Genomic DNA, 22,675 nt, shown 5'->3' with positions numbered 1-22,675 from the left:
CAACAGGGGATTTTGTCCCCGCGACAATCTGCCCATGTGCCTTGACCCGTCTGGACAAAAACGGGCTTCACGCATAAACCGAAGTCCAAATGCCGGAGGAATTCGCTAGCCTGTTCGCCATGCGCTGTCGGGTTGGCGTGATTGAGCGGGGACAAGGCTCGGCCACCGGCGCGGAAGAGGCGAAAGGATCAGGCACCCGTGAGCGCAACCGACATCCACGATCCCAATCGTCGAGATTTTCTTTACGTCGCCACCGGCATGGCCGCCGTGGTTGGCGCCGGTGCTGTCGCCTGGCCGTTCATCGACCAGATGCGCCCCGATGCCTCGACGCTGGCGCTCGCCTCGGTCGAAGTCGATGTCTCCTCGCTGACGCCAGGCAGTTCGCTGATCGTCAAGTGGCGCGGCAAGCCGGTCGTGGTGCGCAACCGCACCGAAAAGGAAATGAAGGACGGCGAAGCCGTCAGCCTTTCCGATCTCAAGGATCCGATCGCCCGCAACGCCAACCTCCCGTCCGACGCGCCGGCGACCGATGCCAACCGCACCACACCCGGCAAGGAAGCCTGGATGGTGATGGTTCAGGTCTGCACGCATCTGGGCTGCATCCCGCTCGGCCAGGAAGGCGATTTCGGCGGCTGGTTCTGCCCGTGCCACGGTTCCCAATACGATACCGCCGGCCGCATCCGCAAAGGCCCGGCGCCCGAGAATATGGCGATTCCGGTATTCAAGTTCGTTTCCGATACCAAGATCCTTATCGGTTGAGGCAGGGGATATTTCGATGAGCGAGGGACACTCGACCTATACGCCAAAAACCGGTCTCGGACGCTGGTTCGATGCCCGCATGCCGCTGCCGCGGCTGGTCTATGACAGCTTCGTTGCCTACCCGGTGCCGCGCAATCTCAACTACATGTGGACGTTCGGCGGCATCCTGTCGATCATGCTGGTCTCGCAGATCATCACCGGTATCGTGCTGGCGATGCACTATACGTCAGACAGCACTCTCGCCTTCGATTCGGTCGAGAAGATCATGCGCGACGTCAACTCCGGCTGGCTCTTGCGCTACATGCATGCCAACGGCGCCTCGTTCTTCTTCATCGCCGTCTATGTCCACATCTTCCGCGGCCTGTTCTACGGCTCGTACAAGGCGCCGCGCGAGCTGCTCTGGATCCTCGGCTGCATCATCTACCTCTTGATGATGGCGACCGGCTTCATGGGCTATGTGCTGCCGTGGGGGCAGATGAGCTTCTGGGGCGCCACCGTCATCACCGGCTTCTTCAGCGCCATTCCACTGGTCGGCGACTGGATCCAGCAGCTGCTGCTCGGCGGCTTCGCCGTCGACAATCCGACGCTGAACCGCTTTTTCGCGCTGCACTACCTGCTGCCGTTCATGATCGCCGGGGTCGTCGTGCTGCACGTCTGGGCGCTGCATGTCGTGGGCCAATCGAACCCGACCGGCATCGAGGTCCAGTCGAAGACCGACACTGTCGCCTTCACTCCGTACGCGACCATCAAGGACGCGTTCGGCATGATCGTGTTCCTGTTCTTCTTCGCCTATTTCGTCTTCTACCTGCCGAACTATCTCGGCCATGCCGACAACTACATCGTCGCAAACCCGCTGAAGACGCCGGCTCACATCGTGCCGGAATGGTACTTCCTGCCGTTCTACGCAATCCTGCGCGCCATCACCTTCAACATCGGGCCGATCAACTCCAAGCTCGGCGGCGTGCTGTGCATGTTCGGCGCCATCGCCATGCTGTTCCTGGTGCCCTGGCTCGACACCTCCAAGGTGCGTTCGGCGGTGTACCGGCCCTGGTATAAGCTGTTCTTCTGGCTGTTCGTGGCCGATGCCATCCTGCTTGGCTGGCTGGGCTCGCAACCGGCGGAAGGCAGCTATGTGTTCATGGCGCAGATGGCGACGCTGTTCTACTTCGCCTTCTTCCTGATCGTCATGCCGGTGCTCGGCCTGATCGAGACGCCGCGCAGGGTGCCGAACTCGATCACCGAGGCGGTGCTGGAGAAGAACAAGGGTGGCCGCGGGCATCCAGCGGGCGCCACGGCCGCACCACAGACCAAGGGCTGAGCGGTAGAGAATCTAAGGGGATTTGGCATGAAAAAGATTCTCACCTCACTTGCGCTGATCGGCCTTGTGGCCGCCGGTACGGCGGCATTCGCGGCCGAAGAGGCGCACAATGCCGCGGCTCCGACGCATTTCCCGATCAACGAGCCGAAGGAAATGAGCTGGAGCTTCACCGGCCCGTTCGGCACCTATGACAAGGCGCAGCTGCAGCGCGGCCTGAAGGTCTACAAGGAAGTCTGCTCGGCCTGCCATTCGATGAATTTGGTGGCGTTCCGCACGCTTTCGGACCTTGGCTACAACGACGCGCAGATCAAGACGCTGGCGGCCGGATACACCATCCATGACGGCCCCAACGATGCCGGCGACATGTTCGACCGTCCCGGCAAACCATCAGACCATTTCCCGGCGCCGTTCGCCAATGAGGAGGCCGCCGCTGCCTCCAATGGCGGCGCTGCTCCGCCCGACATGTCGCTGCTGGCCAAGGCGCGCGGCGTCGAGCGCGGTTTCCCGCAGTTCGTCTTCGACATCTTCACCCAGTATGACGCCGGCGGTCCCGACTACATCCATTCGCTTCTGACCGGCTACGACCAGACGCCGCCGGCCGGAATGGTCATCCCTGAGGGTACGCACTACAACCCGTACTTCATGTCGGGCGTGTCGCTGAAGATGCCCAAGCCGCTCTCCGACGGCCAGGTGACCTATGATGACGGCTCGCCGCAGACCATCGACCAATATGCCCGCGACGTCTCCGCCTTCCTGTCCTGGGCGGCCGAGCCGCACATGGAAGACCGCAAGAAGATGGGCTTCCGTGTGCTGGTGTTCCTGCTTCTGTTCGGCGCCCTGGTCTACATGACCAAACGCAAGGTGTGGGAAGGCGTGGCGCACTGAACCGCGCGCAGAGTCAAGGGAACCCAGAAGGGCGCCGCGAGGCGCCCTTTCTGGTTTGCGGAGCGCGGCCGGTGACTGTTTTCGCGGCAGCGGAATGGTCCTATAGTTCATGTCGGCGGAGCGGACCGGGAAGGGCCGACCATGCAGGACAGCCAACGCAGCGCGGACGAGAATGCGATCCGGGTTGTCATCGCGCGCCAGTTCGCCAGTCTGAGCTGGGACCACGGTGTCGCGCCGGGCTGGGACGATTTTGCCGGTGATTTCCTCCCCGGCGCCAGCCTTTACCCAGCCGCACGGCCGGCAAGACCGGTCGGTGTCGCCGATTTCGTCGCGCGGATGCGCGCTCTGTCGGAGACGTCGCTGCTGACGTTCGATGAGGTTGTGCTTGGCGTCACCGTTCAGGTCTTCGGCAATATCGCGATCGCGGCCGCCGCCGCCGAGATGACCGAGAACGGAGCCGAGACCAGCCGCTCCGTGGAAATGCTGCTGCTGGTAAAGAGCGAAGGGCAGTGGAAGATCGCCGCGCAGGCGTGGGACAGAGCGAGCGAGGCCAATCCTTTGCCGGATGCGCTTGTCTCGGCCGCGACATCGCGCTAGCCGTTGCCGGTGGCCGGGTTACGATCGGCCCTGCGCCGTTTCTCACCTGTCAGCTGCATCATCCGGAGCCGTCTTATGAAACCTTCGCTCGAAGACACGCTGCTGGCCTCGATCCGCACCATTCCGGACTATCCCAGGCCCGGCATCCTGTTTCGCGACATCACCACGCTGCTCGGCAATGCGCGCGCCTTTCGCCGCGCCATCGACGAGCTGGTGCATCCCTATGCCGGCCAGAAGATCGACAAGATCGCCGGCATCGAGGCGCGCGGCTTCATCCTGGGCGGCGCGATCGCCCATCAGCTTTCGGCCGGCTTCGTGCCGATCCGCAAGAAGGGCAAGCTGCCCTTCGAGACGGTGCGTGTGGCCTACAGCTTGGAATACGGGCTGGACGAGATGGAGATGCATAGGGATGGCGTTTCACCTGGCGAGAAGGTGATTCTGGTCGACGACCTGATCGCCACCGGCGGCACGGCGGAAGCAGCGGTCAAGCTCTTGCGCCAGATCGGGGCCGACATCCTGGCCGCCTGCTTCGTCATAGACCTGCCGGATCTGGGAGGGCGTGCCAAGCTCGAGGCACTCGGCGTGCCGGTGCGGACGCTGATCGGGTTCGAGGGACATTGAGCGGGCGAGGACGGCACCCTGCTTGCCGGGTCCCCGCTGCTTCGCAGCGTCCCGGCGTTCGCCGGCCTTTCATCGTGCCGCTGGCACGATGAATTCGCTTACGCGAACCGGCTACTCACCCACCTTCACGAGCACGGCGCTCTCGAATTCCAGCACCTTGTCGCCGGTCGAATCGAAGGCATCCGAACGCAGCGCCAGCAACTGCCAACCGGGGCGTGAAGTGATCGGGCGGTGGGAAACAGCGGTGCGGGTGAAAGTCACCGTCTCGCCGGCATAGACCGGCTTCAGCCATTTGAGGTTCTTGAAACCAGGCGAGGGACCGAATTCCGGCACCGGGCCTGGACCATCCCAGCCCTCGGCGTCCATACGCTTTTCCAGATTGTATTTCATCCAGGTGGCAGCAGTGTGCCAGCCGGAGGCGCAGAGGCCGCCAAGCACGCTGTCCTTTGCCACCTCCTCATCGACATGGAAGACCTGCGGGTCGTATTTGCGGGCGAACGCCTTGATCTCCTCAGGCTCGAATCTGTGCGAACCGAGGGTGACGGTGGTGCCGATGCGGAAGAATTCGTCGAGGGTCACGCGACGGCCTCGCGGGTGAGGAACATGCCGGTGTTCTCGAGCTCGAAGACGCTTTCGCCACGCTGGTTGAAGAGCTCGGCGCGCATGGTGACCAGCCCGAGCTGCGGCCTCGACCTGGAGAGGCGCTTGGCCATGATGGTGCTGTGGCCGGTCAGCGTGTCGCCGGCCAACACCGGCTTCTTCCATTTGACATAGTCGATGCCCGGCGAACCCTGTGAAGTCGAGTCCAGCAGGAATGCGTCGCACCACATGCGCATGAACATGGCGCAGGTGTGCCAGCCGGACGCCGCCAGCCCGCCAAGGATGGACGCCTTGCCGGCCTGCTCGTCGAGATGCATCGGCTGGGCGTCGAACTCCGTGGCGAATTCGATGATCTCTTCAGCGCTGACCAGCTTGGTGCCAAGGTCGAGCGACGTACCCTCGACGAAATCATCATAGGTCCAGGTCTTTCCGGGAGCAGAGATCTTTTCGGAAACAGAGATCTTTGCGGTCATCAGGCAAAATCCGGTTGAAAGACGAGCGATTGCGACGGATCGGAATTCCCGGATGCAGGCCGAAGGCGGTCAGGTCAAGTATTTTCTAATGCGCCAGGCCCGGCAGGGCCTACCGGGCGAGGCGGTGAGAGTGGAAACCCCACGAGCGCCTCATCCCCGCAGGCGGGGAATGGGATGGCAAGATCGTAACGGCCTGATCCGCGACCTGCTTGGCTGCCGAGGGCGCTCAGAGCCAGCCGCGGCGGCGGAAGTACCAGAAGGGCAGGATCGCCGACAGGATCATCAGGCCGATGGCGAAGGGATAGCCCAGCTGCCACTTCAGCTCGGGAATGACGTCGAAATTCATGCCGTAGATCGAGGCGACCAGCGTCGGCGGCAGGAAGATGACGGCGGCGACCGAGAAGATCTTGATGATGGCGTTCTGCTCGATCGAGATCATGCCGAGCGTGGCGTCGAGCAGGAAGGAAATTTTCTGCGACAGGAAGGTGGCATGGTCGGCGAGCGACAGCACGTCGCGCGACATCGTCTTGATGCGGGCGCGGACATCCTTGCTCATCTTGGTCTGTGTGGCGACATGGGCGAGGAAGCCGGCCAGCCGCTGCAGCGAGATCAGGCTGTCGCGCACGGAAGAGGCGATGTCCTCCTTGCGGCCGATGGCCTTCAGCAGTTCCTGGAAGTCGCGGTTGCGCTTCGACACCTTGGTCGAGCGTGCCTCGAAGATGTCGCGCGAGATGGCCTCGACATCGCGGCCGGCGCGTTCGAGTATATCGGCCAGGCGATCGACGATCGCTTCCAGCAGGCTGATCAGGATGGTGTCGCCGCTGGTGCAGCCCATCGCCACCTTCTCGGCGCGCAGCGGAAAGGTCTTGAACGCCTTTGGCTCGTGATAGCGCACCGTGATCAGCCTGTTGCCGGAGAGCGCGAAGGTGACCGGCGACATCAGGGGATCGTCGACCTCGGTCTGAGCGGGCAGGGTAGCGGTCATGAAGTAGGCGCCGTCCTCGATGTAGAGGCGGCTGGAGATCTCGATCTCCTCCATCTCCTCGCGGGTCGGGATGGCGATGCCGAGCCAGCTCTCGATGGTGGTTTCTTCTTCCTTGGTCGGATTGATCAGATCGGCCCAGACGACCCTGTCGCCATCTGCCAGCAGGTCGTCGACGATGCGCAGGCGATCATTGTCCACGACAAAAGCCTTGATCATCGCCAGATCTCCCCTGCTAGGATTAAAGGGCGTTTGGATTGATACTTCGTGTCGGATTGCACGGTTCTTTGCCGCATGCGCCGAGTGTGCGACCGCCGCTTAGACCCCTGACACGACAAAATCAAGACGAGCCCGGACTGGAGCCGGGCCGGCATCGCCCGCTCAGAAAAACGCGTCCAGCAGCCGGTACCAGGAAAGCTTCGCCGGCTCGGCTTGCGGCGGTCCGTATCGTTCAAACCGCCGCTGAACGGCGGTCCGCAGCCGAAGATCGAACGTCACGCGCCACCGGCGGCGCGCCTTCCGTCAGATCAGGTGTTGAACTTGAACAGCATGACGTCGCCGTCCTGGACGACATATTCCTTGCCTTCGTCGCGCGCCTTGCCGGCTTCCTTGGCGGCCACTTCGCCGCCCAGCGTGACATAGTCATTGTAGGCGATGGTCTGGGCGCGGATGAAGCCGCGTTCGAAATCGGTGTGGATGACGCCGGCGGCTTGCGGTGCCTTGTCGCCCTTGTGGATGGTCCAGGCGCGGGTTTCCTTCGGACCGGCGGTGAAATAGGTGATCAGCTGCAGCAGCTCGTAGCCGGCGCGGATGACCTTGTTGAGGCCCGGCTCGTCGAGACCGAGCGAGGACAGGAATTCCATCTCTTCCTCATCGCTGAGCTGGGCGACTTCGGCCTCGATCGCCGCCGAGATGACGACGGTACGGGCGCCTTGCGCGGTCGCCATTTTCTCGACGACCCTTGTGTGCTCGTTGCCGGTGGCGGCATCGGCCTCGGCGACGTTGCAGACATAGAGCACGGGGTGCGAGGTCAGCAGGTTCAGCCCCTGCAGGATGCGCAGGTCCTCGGCGGAAATGCCCTTGAGCAGGATGCGGGTCGGCTTGCCGGCCTGCAGCAGCTCGAGCGCGGCCTCCATCATCGGCAGCACCGATGTCGCTTCCTTGTCCTTGGTCGAGGCGCGTTTGCGGATCTGCACGATGCGGCGCTCCATGCTGTCGAGGTCGGCGAGCATCAGCTCGGTCTCGACCGTCTCGGCGTCGGCGACCGGATCGATGCGGCCCTCGACATGGGTGATGTCGTCATCCTCGAAGCAGCGCAGCACGTGCACGATGGCGTCGACCTCGCGGATGTTGGCGAGGAACTGATTGCCCAGCCCTTCGCCCTTGGAGGCGCCGCGCACCAGGCCGGCAATGTCGACGAAGGAGATGCGGGTCGGGATGATCTCCTTCGACTTGGCGATCTCGGCGATCTTCTGCAGGCGCGGATCGGGCACCGCCACCTCGCCGGTGTTCGGTTCGATGGTGCAGAACGGATAGTTGGCGGCCTGCGCCGCAGCTGTTCTGGTCAACGCGTTGAAGAGCGTGGACTTGCCGACGTTGGGCAAGCCAACGATGCCGCATTTGAAACCCATTTTCGTCCAGTCCTATCGGGAAATCGAAATTTGATCAGGGCTATGGGGGTAGGGGTGAGGAACGTCAAGCCCTGTAACGCCCGGGACGCCTGAGGCTCAGTCCTTGCCGCCGAATAGCTTTTTCAGCATGGCGGCCATCGGGCCCGTTTCAGGCAGCTTGGCAGGCGCCTGCTGCTGCCGCGCCTGGCGGATGTGGCTCTGCTGTTTTGGCCCCTGCTGCTTCTGCGCCGGCTTGTCCGGCTCGGCCGCGGCCTTGCCCTGGACGGCGAGCGCTGCCTTGTTCATGAAACCGGATTCATCGCCCTTGACGATCATGGCGGCGTTGTCGGCGATCGCGTCCAGCAGCGGTTCCAGCCATTCGCGGTCGGCCTTGGCGAAATCGCCGAGTACATGGTGCTGGACCATTTCCTTGATGCCGGGATGACCGACGCCGATGCGCACGCGGCGATAGGCGTTGCCGACATGGCCGTCGATCGAGCGGATGCCGTTGTGGCCGCCGGCGCCGCCGCCGGTCTTGATGCGCAGCTTGCCCTCGGCAAGGTCGATCTCGTCGTAGAAGACGGTGAGCGCGGACGGTTCGAGCTTGTAGAAGCGCAGCGCCTCGCCGACCGACTGGCCGGACAGGTTCATGAAGGTCTGCGGCTTGATCAGGATGACCTTTTCGCCGCCGAGCGTGCCCTCGGCGATCAGGCCCTGGAACTTCTTCGACCAGGGCGAAAAGGAATGGCGGCGGGCGATAGCGTCCGCCGCCATGAAGCCGACATTGTGGCGGTTGCTGGCGTACTTCGCGCCCGGATTGCCGAGTCCTGCAAACAGCAGCATCGTCAGCTCCGGGCGGGAAAGACTTACTTCTCTTCGGCGGCAGGAGCCGCTTCAGGGGTCTCAGCCTCGGCCGTCTCTTCCGTCTCCGGCTTCATCGCCGCCGAACCGGCAATGGTCGCGATGGTGAAGTCGCGATCGGAGATGACCGGCTTCACGCCGGCCGGCAGCTTGACCGCCGAGATGTGGATCGAGTCGCCGATATCGGCACCGGTGAGATCGACGGTGATGAATTCCGGGATCGCATTGGCCGGGCAGTGGAACTCGACCTCGTGACGCACGATGTTGAGCACGCCGCCGCGCTTGATGCCGGGCGACTTGTCTTCATTGACGAAGTGCACGGGCACGTCGACATTGACTTCGGTGTCCTTGCCGATGCGCAGGAAATCCACGTGCACCGGGAAGTCCTTGACCGGGTCGAGCTGGAAGTCCTTCGGCAGGACCTGGATCTTCTTGCCGTCGACATCGATCGTGGCGACCGTGGTCAGAAACCCGCCGCCATGGATCTTGTAGTAGATGTCCTTGTAGGTGAGAGCGATCGCCAGGGGAGGCTGCTTGTCACCGTAAATTACTGCAGGCACTTTACCGTCGCGGCGAACTGCACGGGCGGACCCCTTACCGACCTGTTCGCGCGCTTCGGCCTTGAGCTCGTAAGCATCGTGGCTCATGGCTTTTCCTTTCGCGTGTTATGGAGCGTTCGCGGAGAGCAGTGTGCCCAAGCCGTAAACGTCGAAAGCCGCCGGACCTCGATGCCCGAATGCCGGAAACCGCAGCGAGCGGATCTTTGTTCGGGATCACAAGGGGAAGACAGCCTTCCGCCGCGTTGCCTCCAAGGGTGTCTACGCGGGTGGCGGCTCTATAGCGGAAGGCGGCGGGGGGTGCAAGCCATGGCCGGAGAGGCTGGCTACTGGTCGCCGGTCAAGGCATCGCGCAACGCCTGGACTTGCCGGTTGAGGGCGTTGAGCTCGGAGAGCGTCATGCCTGAGCGCTCGATCAGGGTCTCGTTGAGGCAGTTGCACCGGACAAGCAGGGCGCGCCCGGCGGCGGTCAGGTCGACCTGAACCTGGCGCTCGTCGGTCCGGCTGCGCTGGCGGGTCACCAGTCCGGCCTGCTCCATCCGCTTCACCAGCGGCGTGATGGTGCTCGATTCCAGGGCGAGCCGGTCCGCAATCGTGCCGACCGACATGCCGTCGGCTTCACCCAGGGCGTTGAGCACCAGATATTGCGGATAGGTGATGCCCATCTCGTTCAGCATGGGTTTATATGTGCGGTTGATGGCCATGCTCGTGGCATAAAGCGTGAAGCAGAGCTGATTGTCCAACGGGAGAGGCACGACGCATTCCTTGTTTTGCAACTTACGGGTTAAGTACCACGAAAATGATATCGCGATACATATTTTTGTGGACAGAGGGTGTGAACCGCGTTAGCAATCGGTTATCGCTATAATGATTATTGCGATAACAAGCGAAGGGAGATTGAGATGACAATGCAGACCAAGTCCGGCTCGGGCAGCGGCACGATCACCACCAAGGACGACACGCAGATCTATTACAAGGACTGGGGAACTGGTCAGCCCATCATTTTCCACCATGGCTGGCCATTGAGCAGCGACGACTGGGACGCGCAGATGCTGTTCTTCCTCTCGAAGGGTTACCGCGTTATCGCCCATGACCGGCGCGGCCATGGCCGCTCAACCCAGACGGATATCGGCAATGAGATGGACACCTATGCGGCCGATGTTGCTGAACTTGTCGCGCATCTCGACCTCAAGGACGCCATCCATGTCGGCCACTCGACCGGCGGCGGCGAGGTGGCGCGCTACGTCGCGAAGTACGGCTCGGGCGGCCGTGTCGCCAAGGCGGTGCTGATCGGCGCGGTGCCGCCGATCATGGTCAAGACGCCAGCCAATCCCGGCGGCCTGCCGATCGAGGTGTTCGACGGTTTCCGCTCCGCCCAGGCAGCCAACCGCGCCCAGTTCTTCCGCGACGTCCCGGCCGGTCCGTTCTATGGCTTCAACCGTCCGGGCGCCGAGGTTTCGCAAGGGGTCATCGACAATTGGTGGCGCCAAGGCATGATGGGCGGCACCAAGGCGCATTATGATTGCATCAAGGCCTTCTCGGAGACCGACTTCACCGAAGACCTCAAGAAGATCGACGTGCCGGTGCTGGTCATGCATGGCGACGACGACCAGATCGTTCCCATCGCCGACTCGGCGCTGCTGACCATCAAGCTGCTCAAGAAGGGCGAGCTCAAGGTCTACAAGGGTTACCCGCACGGCATGGCCACGACCCATGCCGATGTCATCAACACCGACCTGTTGGCCTTCTTCAAGTCGTAAGGTCTTCCGGACCAAACAGAAAGAGCATCCGCCAACCGTAGGGTGCTCTTTCGCGGACAGAACGCGAATGGTCTAACCCATTGCTTTCACGCAATTCCGGACGGAAAACCGCTACGCACTTTTCCTGAAATTGCTCTAAGAGGCGGCTTCCATGGTCCGGGCTTCCCTCATGTTGGGCAGGAACACCGTCAGCAGCCCCAGGAACGGCAGGTACGAGCAGATCTGGAAGACGAAGTCGATGCCCTTCATGTCGGCGACGACGCCGAGCACGGCGGCCGCGATGCCGCCCACGCCGAAGGCGAAGCCGAAGAAGATGCCGGCGATCATGCCGACGCGGCCCGGCACCAGTTCCTGCGCGAAGACAACGATGTTGGAGAAGGCCGATGACAGGATCAGCCCGATCAGCACCGTCAGCACCATCGTCCATTCCATGTTGGCGTAGGGGAGCGCAAGCGTGAAGGGCAGCACGCCGACGATCGAGAACCAGATCATCGCCTTCTGTCCGTAGCGGTCGCCGAACGGGCCGCCGAGCAGAATGCCCAGCGCCGAGGCGCCGAGGAACAGGAACAGCATCACTTGACTCATCTGCACCGACACGCCGAACTTATGGATGGAATAAAAAGTGTAGTAGCTGGCGAGGCTGGCGATATAGGCGTTCTTGGTCAACACAAGCAGCGTCAGCACCGCCAGCGCCCACATCACCTTGCGGCGGGGGAATGGCGAGACGAAACTTGGCGCCTTGCGGATGCCCTGCGCGGCGCGCAGACGGCTGTACCAGCCGCCGACCTGCCACAGGATGAAGATGCCGATCAGAGAGCCGCCGGTGAACCAGGCGATGCTGGTCTGGCCGAAAGGCACGACGATGAAGGCGGCAAGCAGGGGCCCCATGGACTGGCCGAAATTGCCGCCGACCTGAAAGAGCGACTGGGCCAGGCCAAACCGGCCGCCGGACGCGAAGCGGGCGATGCGTGAGGATTCGGGATGGAAGATCGCCGAGCCGATGCCGATCAGCGAGGCGCCGATCAGGAGCAGGTAATAGTGCCCGGCATAGGCCAGCACGACCAGGCCGATCAGCGACGCGGCCATGCCGTAGGGCAGGGAGTAAGGCATCGGCCGCTTGTCGGTGATTGCGCCGATGATCGGCTGCAGCAGCGATGCCGTCACCTGGAAGGTGAAGGTCAACAGGCCGATCTGCCAGAAGTCGAGGCCGTAATTGTCTTTCAGAAGCGGATAGATGGCCGATAGCAGCGACTGCATGATGTCGTTGATGCAATGGCAGAGGCTCACCGCCAGAATGACGGTGAAGGCCGTCGCCTGGGCTGAAACGTGACTGGCGCTCGCCGGTGTCGCGACGCTGCTCGCTGTCGTATCGGTCAAGATAGGCTCCGTAGTCTTTTTGGCGGCAGAGCCGCAGGACTGACGCGGCGGGGCTTTCCCGCCCCGCAGCGGTAACATAGCGGGGGGCTCCCGCAGGGCAGCCTTATAAGCTGGTTGCCAGGCTACTTCTTTCGTGGTTTGGTCCAATAGTTTCGCAAGTGGGCCAGCTGAGCATGATGATGCCGAACGGTAAGGAGCTTTTCGGCGCCGGTCGTACCGATCTCGAGCGATTGCACGGGTTGCGTTGGCAGTGGCTGGAGCAGGCGGTTGGACCGGCGGTGGTCTTGCCGACCGAATATCCGGATGGCTACCATGTGCCGCATCATCACCACAGCCGCAGTCAGTTGCTGCATGCGCTGGTGGGCGTCGTGCTAGTGACGACGCGGCACGGGCGCTGGATGGTGCCGCCCGACCATGCAATGTGGATTCCGGCCGGCATCGAACATTCCGTCGAGATGCTGGGTGATGTCTCGATGCGCTCGGTCTATGTCGTGCCGCAGGCGATTCCCGGCCTGCCGGAAGGCATGCGCGTGGTCGGCATCACCGACCTGATGCACAGCCTGATCGTGGAATCCGAGAAGCTGCCGCAAGGCGGCGAACTGGAAGGGCGCGGCGGCCTGATCATGAACCTTCTGCTGCATGAGATTCCGCAGCTGCCGGAACGGCCACTGGGCCTGCCGTTCCCGTCCGATCCCAAACTGGCGGCGCTCTGCCGGCGCTTTGTCGCGGCACCCTCGCCACACGCAACGATCGACGAATGGGCCGATGCCGTCGGCATGAGCCGGCGCTCCTTCACGCGCGCCTTCCAGCGTCAGACCGGATTGTCGCTGTCGACATGGCGGCAGCAGGCCTGCCTGTTCGCGGCGCTGCCGCGGCTGGCCGATGGCGAGCCGATCACCAGGGTGGCGCTCGATCTCGGCTATGACAGCGTGCCGGCTTTCATCACCATGTTCAAGCGCATGCTCGGCTCCTCGCCGCGTGGCTACATGCGCGGTGCCCGTGACAGCGGGGAAAGCCCGCGGCGGATGGTACCCGGTGCCGGAACCAGATTGCCGCCGCCGGGAGGTTAATCGAACAGGCTCGACACCGACTCTTCGGTCGCCGTGCGCGAGATGGCTTCGCCGATCAGGTCGGCGATCGAGATGACGCGGATGTTGGGGGCATCGAGCACGGCCTGGGTCGGCTGGATGGAATCGGTGATCACCAGTTCCTGCAACTTCGAGCCGCTGATGCGGGCGACCGCGCCGCCCGAGAGCACGCCGTGGGTGATATAGGCGGTGACGCTGGTGGCGCCGTTGGCCAGCAGCGCATCGGCGGCATTGCACAGCGTGCCGCCGGAATCGACGATGTCGTCGATCAGCAGGCAGTCCTTGCCGGCGACCGCGCCGATGATGTTCATGACTTCCGATTCGCCCGGGCGCTCACGGCGTTTGTCGACGATGGCGAGTTGCGCGTCGAAGCGCTTGGCCAGCGCACGCGCGCGCACCACGCCGCCAATATCGGGCGATACCACCACGACATTGCCGAGTTGCTTGTATTTCGCCTTCACGTCGCGGGCCATCACCGGTACCGAGAACAGATTGTCGGTCGGGATGTCGAAGAAGCCCTGGATCTGGCCGGCATGAAGGTCCAGCGTCAAAACCCGGTTGACGCCGGCGCGGGTGATCATGTTGGCCACCAGCTTGGCCGAGATCGGCGTGCGGCCGGAGGCGCGGCGATCCTGCCTTGCATAGCCGAAATAGGGGATGACCGCCGTGATGCGCCGGGCCGACGAGCGCATGAAGGCGTCGATCATGATGAGCAGTTCCATCAGGTGATCGTTGGTCGGGAACGAGGTCGACTGCAGGATGAAGACATCCTCGCCGCGCACGTTTTCCTGGATTTCGACGAAGATTTCCTGGTCGGCGAAGCGCCTGACACTGGCCTTGCCCAGCGGGATGTTGAGATAGCGGGCGACCGCTTCGGCCAGCACCCTGTTGGAATTGCCCGCGAAGAGTTTCATGCACCGTTCCTGGTGGAGGGTGGAGAGGCCTGACGGACTCTCCTGTACCTTTTAACCGGGCTTTTAGCGGCCCGCGCTGGTATTGCAAGCGCCGAGATCGGGAATCCGCCGGCTAAGCTCAAGAAAGCTGTTGGGCATCGCCGGCTGACAACATCTCAACTCGCCTTGCCGCCAAGAAACGCCGCGAACTGGTCGATGGTCTGGTCGGCGATCGCCTGCATGGTGGCGGGCGAGACCGCCTTCCAGCTGTCGGCACTCCCGCTGTTGCCGGAATTGACCGCAGGCACCTTCATCTGGCCGTTGATACGGTGCAGGCGGTTGCCGGAGGGGTCGTAGACGTCCCAGACATAGATGATGGTGGTGTCCTTGCCCTCCGAAATCGCCGAGAAGTAGCCCTTGAGCACGTGGGTCGCGGTCTGATCCTGGCTGCCTGCAAGCGTGATGCCACGCTGCTTGGCGCGCGCCTGCAGTTCCGCCGTCAGCGGGGTGGCGGCTTCCACCGAAGCGCCAACGATCGGCGCGATCTGCAGCCGGGTTTTGGCAAGGATGGCGGCGGCCTGTGCGGGCGTGACCGGAGTGGTGGCGGCAGGCGCACCCGCCGTGGTGGCAGGCGCGGCTGATGACGCCGGGACCGAAACACCAGCCGCCGCTCCGCCTTGCGCTGCCGGCGCCGAGGTGGCCGGTGGGGTGATTGCGGAAGGTTCGAGAACGTCCTTTGCGTTGGTGCAGGCCGCCAGAGCCAATGCCACAAGCAATGACACGGTCGTCAGACGCGATCGTCTCATTTGCCTTCTAACTCCTTGGCGAAGAACGCCTCCCATTGTGGTTTCACTGCACGATCAAGTCGAGATCATGGCGGGAGAGCGGCTTCGGCTGGGATTCGGTTGTCAGGTAGGTGCGGCCAAGCGTCATCGCCGTCTCGGTGTCGGAATCCATGATGATCATGTGGGCGAACAGGGTCATGTTCGGCGCGATCGGCTCGGGATTGCCCTGGATGAACATCGGCATGTCCATCCAGGACGGTGTGAAGCGCGCGCCGACCGAATAGCCGCAGGCGTTCAGCCGATGCTTGGTCAGGCCATGCGCCTCCATGGTGCGGGCATGGGCGTCGAAGACGTCGCCGAATGTGTTTCCGGGCGTCATCGCCTTTTCGACGGCGAGAAGCGCGGCGCGCGCCGCGTCGAACAGTTCCTGATGGCGCTTGGAGACCTTTCCGGTCAGCACCGTGCGCATCATCGGCGCATGATAATGATGGAAGACGCCGGCCCATTCGAGCGTCAGCTGATCGTTCTTGGTGAGCTTGCGGCGGCCGGCCTTGTAGCGGCACAGCAGCGCGTCGACACCGGAGCCGATGATGAATTCGTTGGCCGGATAGTCGCCACCGCCAGCAAAGACGGCGCCCTGCATGGCGGCCAGAATCAGGGCTTCGTCGCCGCCTTGCTTGATCAGCGGCAGGGCCGCGTCCAGCGCGTCGTCGGAGAGGTTGGCGGCCTTCTCGGCCTTGGCGATCTCGGCCGGACTCTTGAACAGGCGCAGCCGTCCGACGATGCCGGATGCGTCGGCGATCTGGCCGAAGGTCTGCAACTGCTCGTCCAGCCGGCGGCCATTGTAGGCGGTCAGCCCGTGGGTGTCGTATTCGACGCCGATACGGGCGCCAAGCAGGTCGAGTTCGTTGAGCAGGTTGCGCAGGTCGACCGCCGGGTTGGCGCCATTGCGGTCGGTCCACAGCACGATGTTATCGATGATCGAGGTCTGGCGTGCCTGGCGCAGATCGGCCGAGCGGGTGAGCAACACCATCGAGCCGTCGGCCTTCACCACCAGGCACTGGAAGAAGCAGAAGCCGAACGTGTCATAGCCGGTCAGCCAGTACATGCTCTCCTGCGCGAACAACAGGATGGCATCGAGCTTCTTCTCGGCCATCTCGATCATCAGCCGGTCGCGCCGCGCGTCAAATTCGGATCGTTCAAAATGCAGCGCCATTATTCCCTCTCCAAAACAATCGCCGAAACCTGCCGGCCATAATCAGGCTCCTTGCGGTGCGTGGTGCGCCGGTAGGAGTAGAAAAGATCTTCCTCGGCATAGGTGCAGCGGCCGAGGCCCTCGGCGGTAACGCCGGCCCTGGTCAGCCGGTCGACCGTGTAGCGGTTGAGGTCGAACATGGCGTGGCCGGCATTGGCGGAGGGTGTGAAATAGGCGGCGTTTTCAGCATCCGCCTCGACGAAGCGGGCGACGAATTCAGGACCGACCTCGTAATTGTCCGGGCCGATCGAAGGACCGAGCACGGCAATGATGTTCTCACGCCGGGCGCCAAGGCTTTCCATGGCAAGAACGGTGTTTTCGAGCACGCCGGTGAAGGCGCCCTTCCAGCCGGCATGCGCCGCGCCGATGATGCGCGCTTGCGCATCGGCAAAGAGCACCGGGCCGCAGTCGGCGGTCGAGGCGCCGATGGCGATGCCGGGCCGGTCGGTGACGATGGCATCGGCCCTGGGCCGCTCGCCGGCAAAGGGCTCCCGAGCAATGATGACGTCGGGCGAATGGATCTGCCAGGCGGTCAGCAGATGGTTCGCCGGCACGCCCATCCAGGCGGCGACACGGCGGCGGTTCTCGGCGACCAGCGCCTGGTCGTCATCCGATCCGGTGCCGATGTTGAGGCCCTGGTAGATGCCAGCCGAGACACCGCCGACGCGGGTGAAATAGCCGTGGCGGATGCCTTGTGCCTGCGCCTTGTCCAGCAGCGGCGACCGAACAGGATCCGGTTTGGTCTGATTCAGCATGCGGGCGTTGTTGTCCGTGTGAGCGGTTTCGTCAAGAAAAAGCGGCCGGCGGTCCGGCCGCTCTTTTACCGGACGGGAGATTGGGAGGGGGAGCGGTGAAAAGTCAATCCGTCGTGGCAAAAGGCCGGACGGCGGCGCCGCGCGGCAGGACGGCAAGCACCTTGAACAGTTCGCCCATGGCCTGCGGCCCGGCGAGGCGTTCGACATCGCCGGTGATCTTGTCGCGCGCCGCCTGGCTGGCATCGGCGCCAAGCCTGCCGGCACGCTCGAGGATGCCCATGCCGAGCAGGAAATCGCCCTGCGTCGACAGGTGGGCATCGAGACCGTGCGCGCGCACGATCTCGGCAAGGGCGGCGAAATCGACATGGGAGGTGAGGTCGGCTTCACCCGGATTGGCCAGCACATCTTCGTGATTGTGCCGGCGCAAGGCCTGCAGCGTGTCGCCGACACCCGGCTGCAGATGGCCGTAGTCGAGGAACAGCCCGGCGCCATTGTCTCGGGCCATGCGCTCGGCGATGGCTGCCATCAGAGCCGTGCGGGCCGGTGCCACTTCGGCGACCGCGCCTTGCGGTGCATTTGCGGCGTCGGCAGGCAGCAAAGTCGGATCGACCGAGCCGGCGCCGGCGAAGAAGCAAAGATTGTTCTCATCATCGAGGCCGATCGTCCGCTCGCGCCAGCCGGCGCCGGCGCGCACGAACTGACGAATGGGGACGGCATCGAACAGTTCGTTGCCAACGATCAGCAGCGGCTGATGAGGGAGGGTCTCGATCGTCTCGTGCCACCGAACCGCGAGCGGTGTCGCGGCAAGCGTCTGCTTCTGCACCTCGGCCAGACGCGGGCTGGTCTCGATCATGGCGAAGTCAGCACCATTGGCCAGCGCCGGGTCGAGCCGCGACAGGGTGCGCAGCATGTCCTTCATCAGTGTGCCACGGCCTGGGCCGATCTCGGCGATGGTCACCGGCATCGGGCGGCCGATCGCCAGCCACGCCTGGTAGAGCCAGACGGCGACCAGTTCGCCGAACATCTGGCTGATCTCCGGCGCGGTGACGAAATCGCCGGCGGTACCGAAGGGCTCGCGCGTCGTGTAGTAGCCGTCCGAGGGGTCGAACAGGCACATCGCCATGTATTCGTTGACGGGAAGGGGACCAAGTGCCTCGATCAGGTCGACGATCCGGGTCTTCAGCCGCGTCATGTCGCCTGCGGCTGCGATTGCGTCACCGGCTTGGCGGTGGCCATCGCCCAGATGCCGGCCAGCACCATCGGTGTCGACAGGATCATGCCCATGGTCAGCCAGTTGGTGCCGAGGAGATAGCCGAGCTGCTGGTCCGGCTCGCGGAAGAACTCGACGAAGATGCGCGACAGGCCGTAGCCGCAGATGAAGGCGCCGCCGACGAAGCGCGGCGTCTTCAGCTTGAGGCGCGAATGGGTGAGGATGCGCAGCACGACAAACAGCACCAGACCCTCGAGCAGCGCTTCGTAGAGTTGGCTCGGATGGCGAGGGTCGAGGCCGGCCGGACATTGCCCTAGCGCCTGCTGGAGGCGATCGTTGCAGAAGACCACCCCCCAGGGCATATCGGTCGGCCTACCCCAAAGTTCGGCATTGATGAAATTGCAGACGCGCACCAGTCCAAGCCCAACCGGCACGCCGGCGGCCACGACATCGAACAGCGACCAGGTGCGGATGCCGCGCTTGATGGAAAACAGCGTCATGGCGAGGATGACGCCGAGCAGGCCGCCATGGAATGACATGCCGCCTTGCCAGACGGCGAAAATGTCGAGCGGATGCGCGATGTAGCGCGGCAGGTCGTAGAACAGCACATAGCCAGTGCGGCCGCCCAGCACCACGCCGATGGCCGCCCAGACGATGAAATCGTCGAGGTCCTCGGGCTTCATCGGCAGGATGCCGTCGGGCCAGAGCCTTGGATTGAAGGCAAGCCGCTTGGCATACCACCAGGCAAACAGGATGCCGACGATGTAGCCGACGCCGTACCAGTGCACCGCCAGCGGCCCGATCTGGACGAGGATCGGGTTGATGTTGGGAAAGGGCAGCGAGGCCAGCGGCAGCAGGAAATAGTCGTTCAACGGGAGCTCTCGGTTGCGAAACGCGTTTGCGCGCGGACCATGCGGCAGGGTTTGGGCAGGGTCAAGGCAAGGTGGTTGCCGTCAATTGTCGGGGCGGGTCATCCTTTCGGGCCATCGCCGTGCAGGCGGTAAGTTCAACCCTGAGACTTGGCAGCCACCACCTGCCGCAACGCGTCGTTGATCCTGTCCTGCCAGCCGGGGCCATCCTCCTGGAAATAGTCCAGCACGGCTCGGTCGATCCTGATCGAAACGAGCTCGCGGACATTCGGGGCGGTCGAGGGTTCCCGGGGCAGTGCCGCCGGCTTCTTGACCGGCTTGAAGGCCGCTTCGGCGGCTGCCATCGGATTTGTTGGTCGGCGTGGAGGCGTTGCCATTGATTGACCCTGATTGGAGTGTGCTGACGCAACATGAGACGACAACACAATAGGCGATTTGGCGTCCTCGAGTACAGGTTGGAGCTGTTTGACAACTGCCTATAGGCACGGCAGCGCCATGCGCCATAGCAACGCAGATGCCGCACCAAGCTTCAACGTTCTTGCATTCTCCGCGCGGCGCCACTACGTCATTTCGAGCAAGCGAGGATTTGCCATGTCGACCGGACCGAACCGCATTCTCGACGAATTCGCCAAGCTCATGACCGATGCAGCCGGTGCCGCCCAGGGCGTGCGGCGCGAGGTGGAAACCGCCTTCAAGGGGCAGGCGGAGCGTATCCTCAATTCGATGGACGTGGTGCAGCGCGAGGAATTCGAGGCCGCGCGCGAGATGGCAGCCAAGGCCCGCGACGAGAATGCCCGTCTTGCCGCCCGCATCGAAGCGCTCGAAGCCAGGCTCGCCGAACTGGCCGGTGATACCGCGCCAGCGGCGGCGGCGAAGCCGCGTGCAAAAAAATAATCATTAAACTTTTCCACATAGCCCAATTCTGAAAAGCGCTTTGCCGTGAATCGCTTAACGGCATTGCATGAATCTTTGTGACAGCGCCTTTCCACATGCGAATGACGCAGTGCGAAAAATTGGGCTGTTCACGCGACTCCCGATCAATAGACTGAATTTGTTGCATGATTCGGAGCAGGGTCATGCGGCCGGGCGGTGGGGTCCGGTCTGGGGGTCTTTGCGTCGAGAAGTCCTGGCCGTCCGAGTTCTAGATCAGATTGTTCGTTGTGTGTGCCCTCCCGCGGAGCGTGTGGCGGCGCTCCTTAGAACGACAGGAAGCATTCCATGGAACTTCTCGAACTCGAATTCTCCCGCGAAATCCATCCGGTGGATGTTATCGAGCAGGTGGCCCACAACAATGACTGGTCCTTCGAACGGGCCGGCGATGACGAAATCTCGATCTCGGTCGCTGGCAGCTGGACCGACTATCACGTCTCCTTCTCCTGGATGGAGGATTTCGAGGCACTGCATCTGGCCTGCGCCTTCGACATCAAGGTGCCGGAGACCCGCGCGCTGGAAGTGATGCGGCTGTTGTCGCTGATCAACGAGCAGATGCTGTTCGGTCATTTCGACCTCTGGGAGCAGGAAGGCGCGATCATGTTCCGCCAGTCGTTGCTGCTGGCGGGCGGAGTCGAGCCGTCGAGCCAGCAGGTCGAGGTGCTTTTGTCCTCGGCGCTGGAAGCCTGCGAATGCTATTTCCAGGCGTTTCAGTTCGTCGTCTGGTCGGGAACCTCGGCCAAGGATGCGCTGGCCGGTGTGCTGTTCGAGACCTACGGCAACGCCTGAGCATCGGTAAGACAGTGTCATGAGTTCGAGCAGCGAGCGCAAGCCCGAGATCAGTTTTGCCGATTTCGATCGTGTCGACATCCGCGCCGGCACGATCGTCGAGGCCGAACCGTTTCCCGAGGCGCGCAAGCCGGCATTCAAGCTGAAGATCGATTTCGGGCCCGACATCGGCATCAAGAAATCGTCGGCGCAGATCACCAAATACTATACGCCGGAAACGCTGGTCGGGCGGCAGGTGTTCGCTGTGGTCAATTTCCCGCCGCGCCAGATCGGGCCGTTCATGTCGGAAGTGCTGACGCTGGGCTTTCCTGACGAGGAGGGTGCTGTCGTGCTTGGCGCCATCGAGCGCAAGGTGCCGGACGGCGGGCGTTTGTTTTAGTTTTCGTCATCTCATCCACGGTTCGGGCGTCGGCTTCGCCCGTGGATGACGAAGCATGGTGTCACGCCGCCAGTTTGCGCGGCGTCCCCAGCGCTTCCCCGACCGTGTCGAGGAACATTTCCGCGCAGGCTTTCCAGCTGTAGCGCATGGCGCGTTCGCGGGCCTGGGCGCGGTCGACCTTGAGGGCGGCGAGCGATGCTTCGCGCAAATCGTTGGAAACCGCGCCGCCAATGCCGTCGCCAACGATGTCGATCGGCCCGGTGACCGGATAGGCGGCGACGGGAGTGCCGCTGGCCAGCGCCTCGATGATGACGTTGCCGAATGTGTCGGTGCGGCTGGGGAAGACGAAGACGTCGGCCGAGGCATAGATCTCGGCCAGTTCGTCGTTAGGGCGATGGCCGAGGAAATGCGCCTGGGGATAGCGCGCCTTGAGCTTTGCAAGCTCCGGACCTTCGCCGACGACCACCTTGCTGCCGGGCAGGTCGAGGTCGAGGAAGGCCGAGAGGTTCTTTTCGATGGCGACCCGGCCGACGCAGAGGAAGACCGGGCCGGGGAAGCCGAGGTCCTTCCGTTTGTCCGGCCGGAAATGGTCGGTGTCGACGCCGCGCGTCCACGGCCTCAGCTTGTTGAAACCGCGCGCCGAAAGGTCGTCGGCGAGCGACTGGGTTGCGACCAGCGTGCCTTGGCCGGAATTGTGGAAGTCGCGCAGCCAGCGATAGGCCCAGCTTTCCGGTACCGGCAAGCGGGCGCTCAGATATTCGGGAAAGCGCGTGTGATAGCTGGTGGTGAATGGCCGGCCGGCATTGCGGCAATAGCGCCGCGCCATGATGCCGAGCGGCCCTTCGGTGACGATGTGGATGTGGTCGGTCTTGTAGCCATCGATCAGCCGTGCCACGTGGCCGGGCGTGGTCAGCGCCAGCCTTATATCGGGATAGGTCGGCAAGGGCAGCGTGCGAAAGATGTTTGGCGTCAGGAAATCCACCCCGACGTCAAAGGATTTCAGGGTTTCGGTGAGCCGCTCCAGCGTGTGGACGACGCCATTGACCTGTGGGCGCCAGGCGTCGGTGACCATCAATATGCGCATGGCGGCCCTTTGCTGGAAAGGTCGACGGTTGCCTTGAAGCGATGCCGGAACGGCGACCAGCCGGCTACAACCGCTTCGCTCCAGCGCACCCGGGCGGGCACGGGGTCGAAATGGGCCGGCAAGGACGAATCGAGTGTGATCGCACGTTTCATGCGCGCTCTTCACCACGATTTCATGACGGGCGGATGAAGCCAGATGCTTGAAGTGCATAGAGCAGCCCACCGTTCGCGGAAACGGC

The 22,675-nt window shown here is 63.3% G+C and carries 27 protein-coding genes; 10 read left to right on the top strand and 17 right to left on the bottom strand.

Annotation, left to right across the window (positions count from 1 at the left end; translation table 11 throughout):
- Positions 1-198: 198 nt before the first annotated feature.
- From petA to FJ548_RS03915, 5 genes are all read left to right on the top strand, one after another.
- A complete protein-coding gene (petA, locus tag FJ548_RS03935) occupies positions 199-759 on the top strand; it encodes a ubiquinol-cytochrome c reductase iron-sulfur subunit (protein WP_140692140.1) in 561 nt (186 codons plus the stop codon).
- 16 nt (positions 760-775) lie between these two features.
- Positions 776-2,077, top strand: a complete 1,302-nt coding sequence (locus FJ548_RS03930; RefSeq protein ID WP_140692143.1) for a cytochrome b N-terminal domain-containing protein — start codon at positions 776-778, stop codon at positions 2,075-2,077.
- A 27-nt stretch (positions 2,078-2,104) separates the two neighbouring features.
- Complete coding sequence (locus FJ548_RS03925) at positions 2,105-2,962, top strand: cytochrome c1 (protein WP_140692146.1); 858 nt, start codon at positions 2,105-2,107, stop codon at positions 2,960-2,962.
- A gap of 141 nt (positions 2,963-3,103) precedes the next feature.
- Complete coding sequence (locus tag FJ548_RS03920) at positions 3,104-3,559, top strand: hypothetical protein (RefSeq protein ID WP_140692150.1); 456 nt, start codon at positions 3,104-3,106, stop codon at positions 3,557-3,559.
- A 75-nt stretch (positions 3,560-3,634) separates the two neighbouring features.
- Positions 3,635-4,180, top strand: a complete 546-nt coding sequence (locus FJ548_RS03915; protein WP_140610724.1) for an adenine phosphoribosyltransferase — start codon at positions 3,635-3,637, stop codon at positions 4,178-4,180.
- Between the two features lie 111 nt (positions 4,181-4,291).
- On the opposite strand, the gene FJ548_RS03910 is transcribed toward FJ548_RS03915, so the two are convergent.
- The 7 genes from FJ548_RS03910 to FJ548_RS03880 form a co-directional block, all read right to left on the bottom strand.
- Positions 4,292-4,759, bottom strand: a complete 468-nt coding sequence (locus FJ548_RS03910; protein WP_140692153.1) for a MaoC family dehydratase — start codon at positions 4,757-4,759, stop codon at positions 4,292-4,294.
- Positions 4,756-5,253, bottom strand: a complete 498-nt coding sequence (locus FJ548_RS03905; RefSeq protein ID WP_181168706.1) for a MaoC family dehydratase — start codon at positions 5,251-5,253, stop codon at positions 4,756-4,758. The genes FJ548_RS03910 and FJ548_RS03905 overlap by 4 nt, the downstream gene beginning before the upstream one ends.
- 226 nt (positions 5,254-5,479) lie before the next feature.
- On the bottom strand, positions 5,480-6,454 hold the full coding sequence (gene corA, locus FJ548_RS03900; RefSeq protein WP_140692155.1) for a magnesium/cobalt transporter CorA: 975 nt from the start codon (positions 6,452-6,454) through the stop codon (positions 5,480-5,482).
- Between the two features lie 308 nt (positions 6,455-6,762).
- Positions 6,763-7,866, bottom strand: coding sequence for a redox-regulated ATPase YchF (gene ychF / locus FJ548_RS03895; protein ID WP_140776909.1), 1,104 nt, complete (start codon positions 7,864-7,866; stop codon positions 6,763-6,765).
- Positions 7,867-7,962: 96 nt separating this feature from the next.
- On the bottom strand, positions 7,963-8,688 hold the full coding sequence (pth, locus tag FJ548_RS03890; RefSeq protein WP_140692167.1) for an aminoacyl-tRNA hydrolase: 726 nt from the start codon (positions 8,686-8,688) through the stop codon (positions 7,963-7,965).
- Positions 8,689-8,711: 23 nt separating this feature from the next.
- Entirely contained in the window at positions 8,712-9,353 is a 642-nt protein-coding gene (locus FJ548_RS03885; protein WP_140776907.1) for a 50S ribosomal protein L25/general stress protein Ctc, read from the bottom strand.
- 236 nt (positions 9,354-9,589) lie between these two features.
- The gene (locus tag FJ548_RS03880; RefSeq protein WP_140692173.1) at positions 9,590-10,018 is read right to left on the bottom strand and encodes a MarR family transcriptional regulator; all 429 of its coding nucleotides are present in this window, start codon (positions 10,016-10,018) and stop codon (positions 9,590-9,592) included.
- Between the two features lie 147 nt (positions 10,019-10,165).
- Between FJ548_RS03880 and FJ548_RS03875 the strand changes: the two genes are divergently transcribed.
- Positions 10,166-11,023 carry an alpha/beta hydrolase gene (locus tag FJ548_RS03875; RefSeq protein WP_140692175.1) on the top strand — a complete coding sequence of 286 codons (858 nt, stop codon included), beginning with the start codon at positions 10,166-10,168 and terminating at the stop codon, positions 11,021-11,023.
- Positions 11,024-11,158: 135 nt separating this feature from the next.
- Here FJ548_RS03875 and FJ548_RS03870 read toward each other — a convergent pair whose 3' ends face one another.
- Positions 11,159-12,400, bottom strand: a complete 1,242-nt coding sequence (locus tag FJ548_RS03870; protein WP_181168705.1) for an MFS transporter — start codon at positions 12,398-12,400, stop codon at positions 11,159-11,161.
- A 179-nt stretch (positions 12,401-12,579) separates the two neighbouring features.
- Here FJ548_RS03870 and FJ548_RS03865 point away from each other — a divergent pair, with 179 nt between their 5' ends.
- Positions 12,580-13,470 carry a helix-turn-helix transcriptional regulator gene (locus tag FJ548_RS03865; RefSeq protein ID WP_140613180.1) on the top strand — a complete coding sequence of 297 codons (891 nt, stop codon included), beginning with the start codon at positions 12,580-12,582 and terminating at the stop codon, positions 13,468-13,470.
- On the opposite strand, the gene FJ548_RS03860 is transcribed toward FJ548_RS03865, so the two are convergent.
- The 7 genes from FJ548_RS03860 to FJ548_RS03830 all read right to left on the bottom strand — a co-directional run bounded on the left by FJ548_RS03860 (position 13,467) and on the right by FJ548_RS03830 (position 19,632).
- Positions 13,467-14,402, bottom strand: a complete 936-nt coding sequence (locus FJ548_RS03860) for a ribose-phosphate pyrophosphokinase (RefSeq protein WP_140613170.1) — start codon at positions 14,400-14,402, stop codon at positions 13,467-13,469. The two genes, FJ548_RS03865 and FJ548_RS03860, sit on opposite strands and share 4 nt — an antisense overlap.
- Before the next feature lie 155 nt (positions 14,403-14,557).
- Positions 14,558-15,187 carry a hypothetical protein gene (locus FJ548_RS03855; RefSeq protein WP_140692180.1) on the bottom strand — a complete coding sequence of 210 codons (630 nt, stop codon included), beginning with the start codon at positions 15,185-15,187 and terminating at the stop codon, positions 14,558-14,560.
- Between the two features lie 43 nt (positions 15,188-15,230).
- Positions 15,231-16,382: a Xaa-Pro peptidase family protein gene (locus tag FJ548_RS03850; RefSeq protein ID WP_140692183.1), complete on the bottom strand. Its 1,152-nt coding sequence runs from the start codon at positions 16,380-16,382 to the stop codon at positions 15,231-15,233.
- On the bottom strand, positions 16,382-17,176 hold the full coding sequence (gene pgeF, locus FJ548_RS03845; protein WP_140776903.1) for a peptidoglycan editing factor PgeF: 795 nt from the start codon (positions 17,174-17,176) through the stop codon (positions 16,382-16,384). Before pgeF ends, FJ548_RS03850 begins: the two co-directional genes overlap by 1 nt.
- Before the next feature lie 103 nt (positions 17,177-17,279).
- A complete protein-coding gene (locus tag FJ548_RS03840; protein ID WP_140776901.1) occupies positions 17,280-18,368 on the bottom strand; it encodes a class I SAM-dependent methyltransferase in 1,089 nt (362 codons plus the stop codon).
- Entirely contained in the window at positions 18,365-19,258 is an 894-nt protein-coding gene (gene lgt, locus FJ548_RS03835) for a prolipoprotein diacylglyceryl transferase (RefSeq protein ID WP_140776899.1), read from the bottom strand. The genes FJ548_RS03840 and lgt overlap by 4 nt, the downstream gene beginning before the upstream one ends.
- A gap of 134 nt (positions 19,259-19,392) precedes the next feature.
- Complete coding sequence (locus tag FJ548_RS03830) at positions 19,393-19,632, bottom strand: BrnA antitoxin family protein (RefSeq protein WP_140776897.1); 240 nt, start codon at positions 19,630-19,632, stop codon at positions 19,393-19,395.
- A gap of 214 nt (positions 19,633-19,846) precedes the next feature.
- Between FJ548_RS03830 and FJ548_RS03825 the strand changes: the two genes are divergently transcribed.
- From FJ548_RS03825 to FJ548_RS03815, 3 genes are all read left to right on the top strand, one after another.
- Entirely contained in the window at positions 19,847-20,149 is a 303-nt protein-coding gene (locus tag FJ548_RS03825; protein WP_140613163.1) for an accessory factor UbiK family protein, read from the top strand.
- 324 nt (positions 20,150-20,473) lie between these two features.
- Entirely contained in the window at positions 20,474-20,974 is a 501-nt protein-coding gene (locus FJ548_RS03820; protein WP_013893499.1) for a YbjN domain-containing protein, read from the top strand.
- Positions 20,975-20,993: 19 nt separating this feature from the next.
- A complete protein-coding gene (locus tag FJ548_RS03815) occupies positions 20,994-21,353 on the top strand; it encodes a tRNA-binding protein (protein ID WP_064980596.1) in 360 nt (119 codons plus the stop codon).
- Between the two features lie 61 nt (positions 21,354-21,414).
- On the opposite strand, the gene FJ548_RS03810 is transcribed toward FJ548_RS03815, so the two are convergent.
- Positions 21,415-22,437 (bottom strand): glycosyltransferase family 1 protein, encoded by a 1,023-nt coding sequence (locus FJ548_RS03810; RefSeq protein WP_140692190.1) that lies wholly within the window; start codon positions 22,435-22,437, stop codon positions 21,415-21,417.
- Positions 22,425-22,589, bottom strand: coding sequence for a hypothetical protein (locus FJ548_RS29750; protein ID WP_181165769.1), 165 nt, complete (start codon positions 22,587-22,589; stop codon positions 22,425-22,427). Before FJ548_RS29750 ends, FJ548_RS03810 begins: the two co-directional genes overlap by 13 nt.
- Positions 22,590-22,675 lie beyond the last annotated feature (86 nt).

Origin of the sequence: Mesorhizobium sp. B2-4-17 (genome assembly GCF_006441275.1) — a bacterium.
In the GTDB taxonomy this organism is placed as follows: Bacteria; Pseudomonadota; Alphaproteobacteria; order Rhizobiales; family Rhizobiaceae; genus Mesorhizobium.
This window is presented reverse-complemented; position numbering and strand designations above follow the sequence as displayed.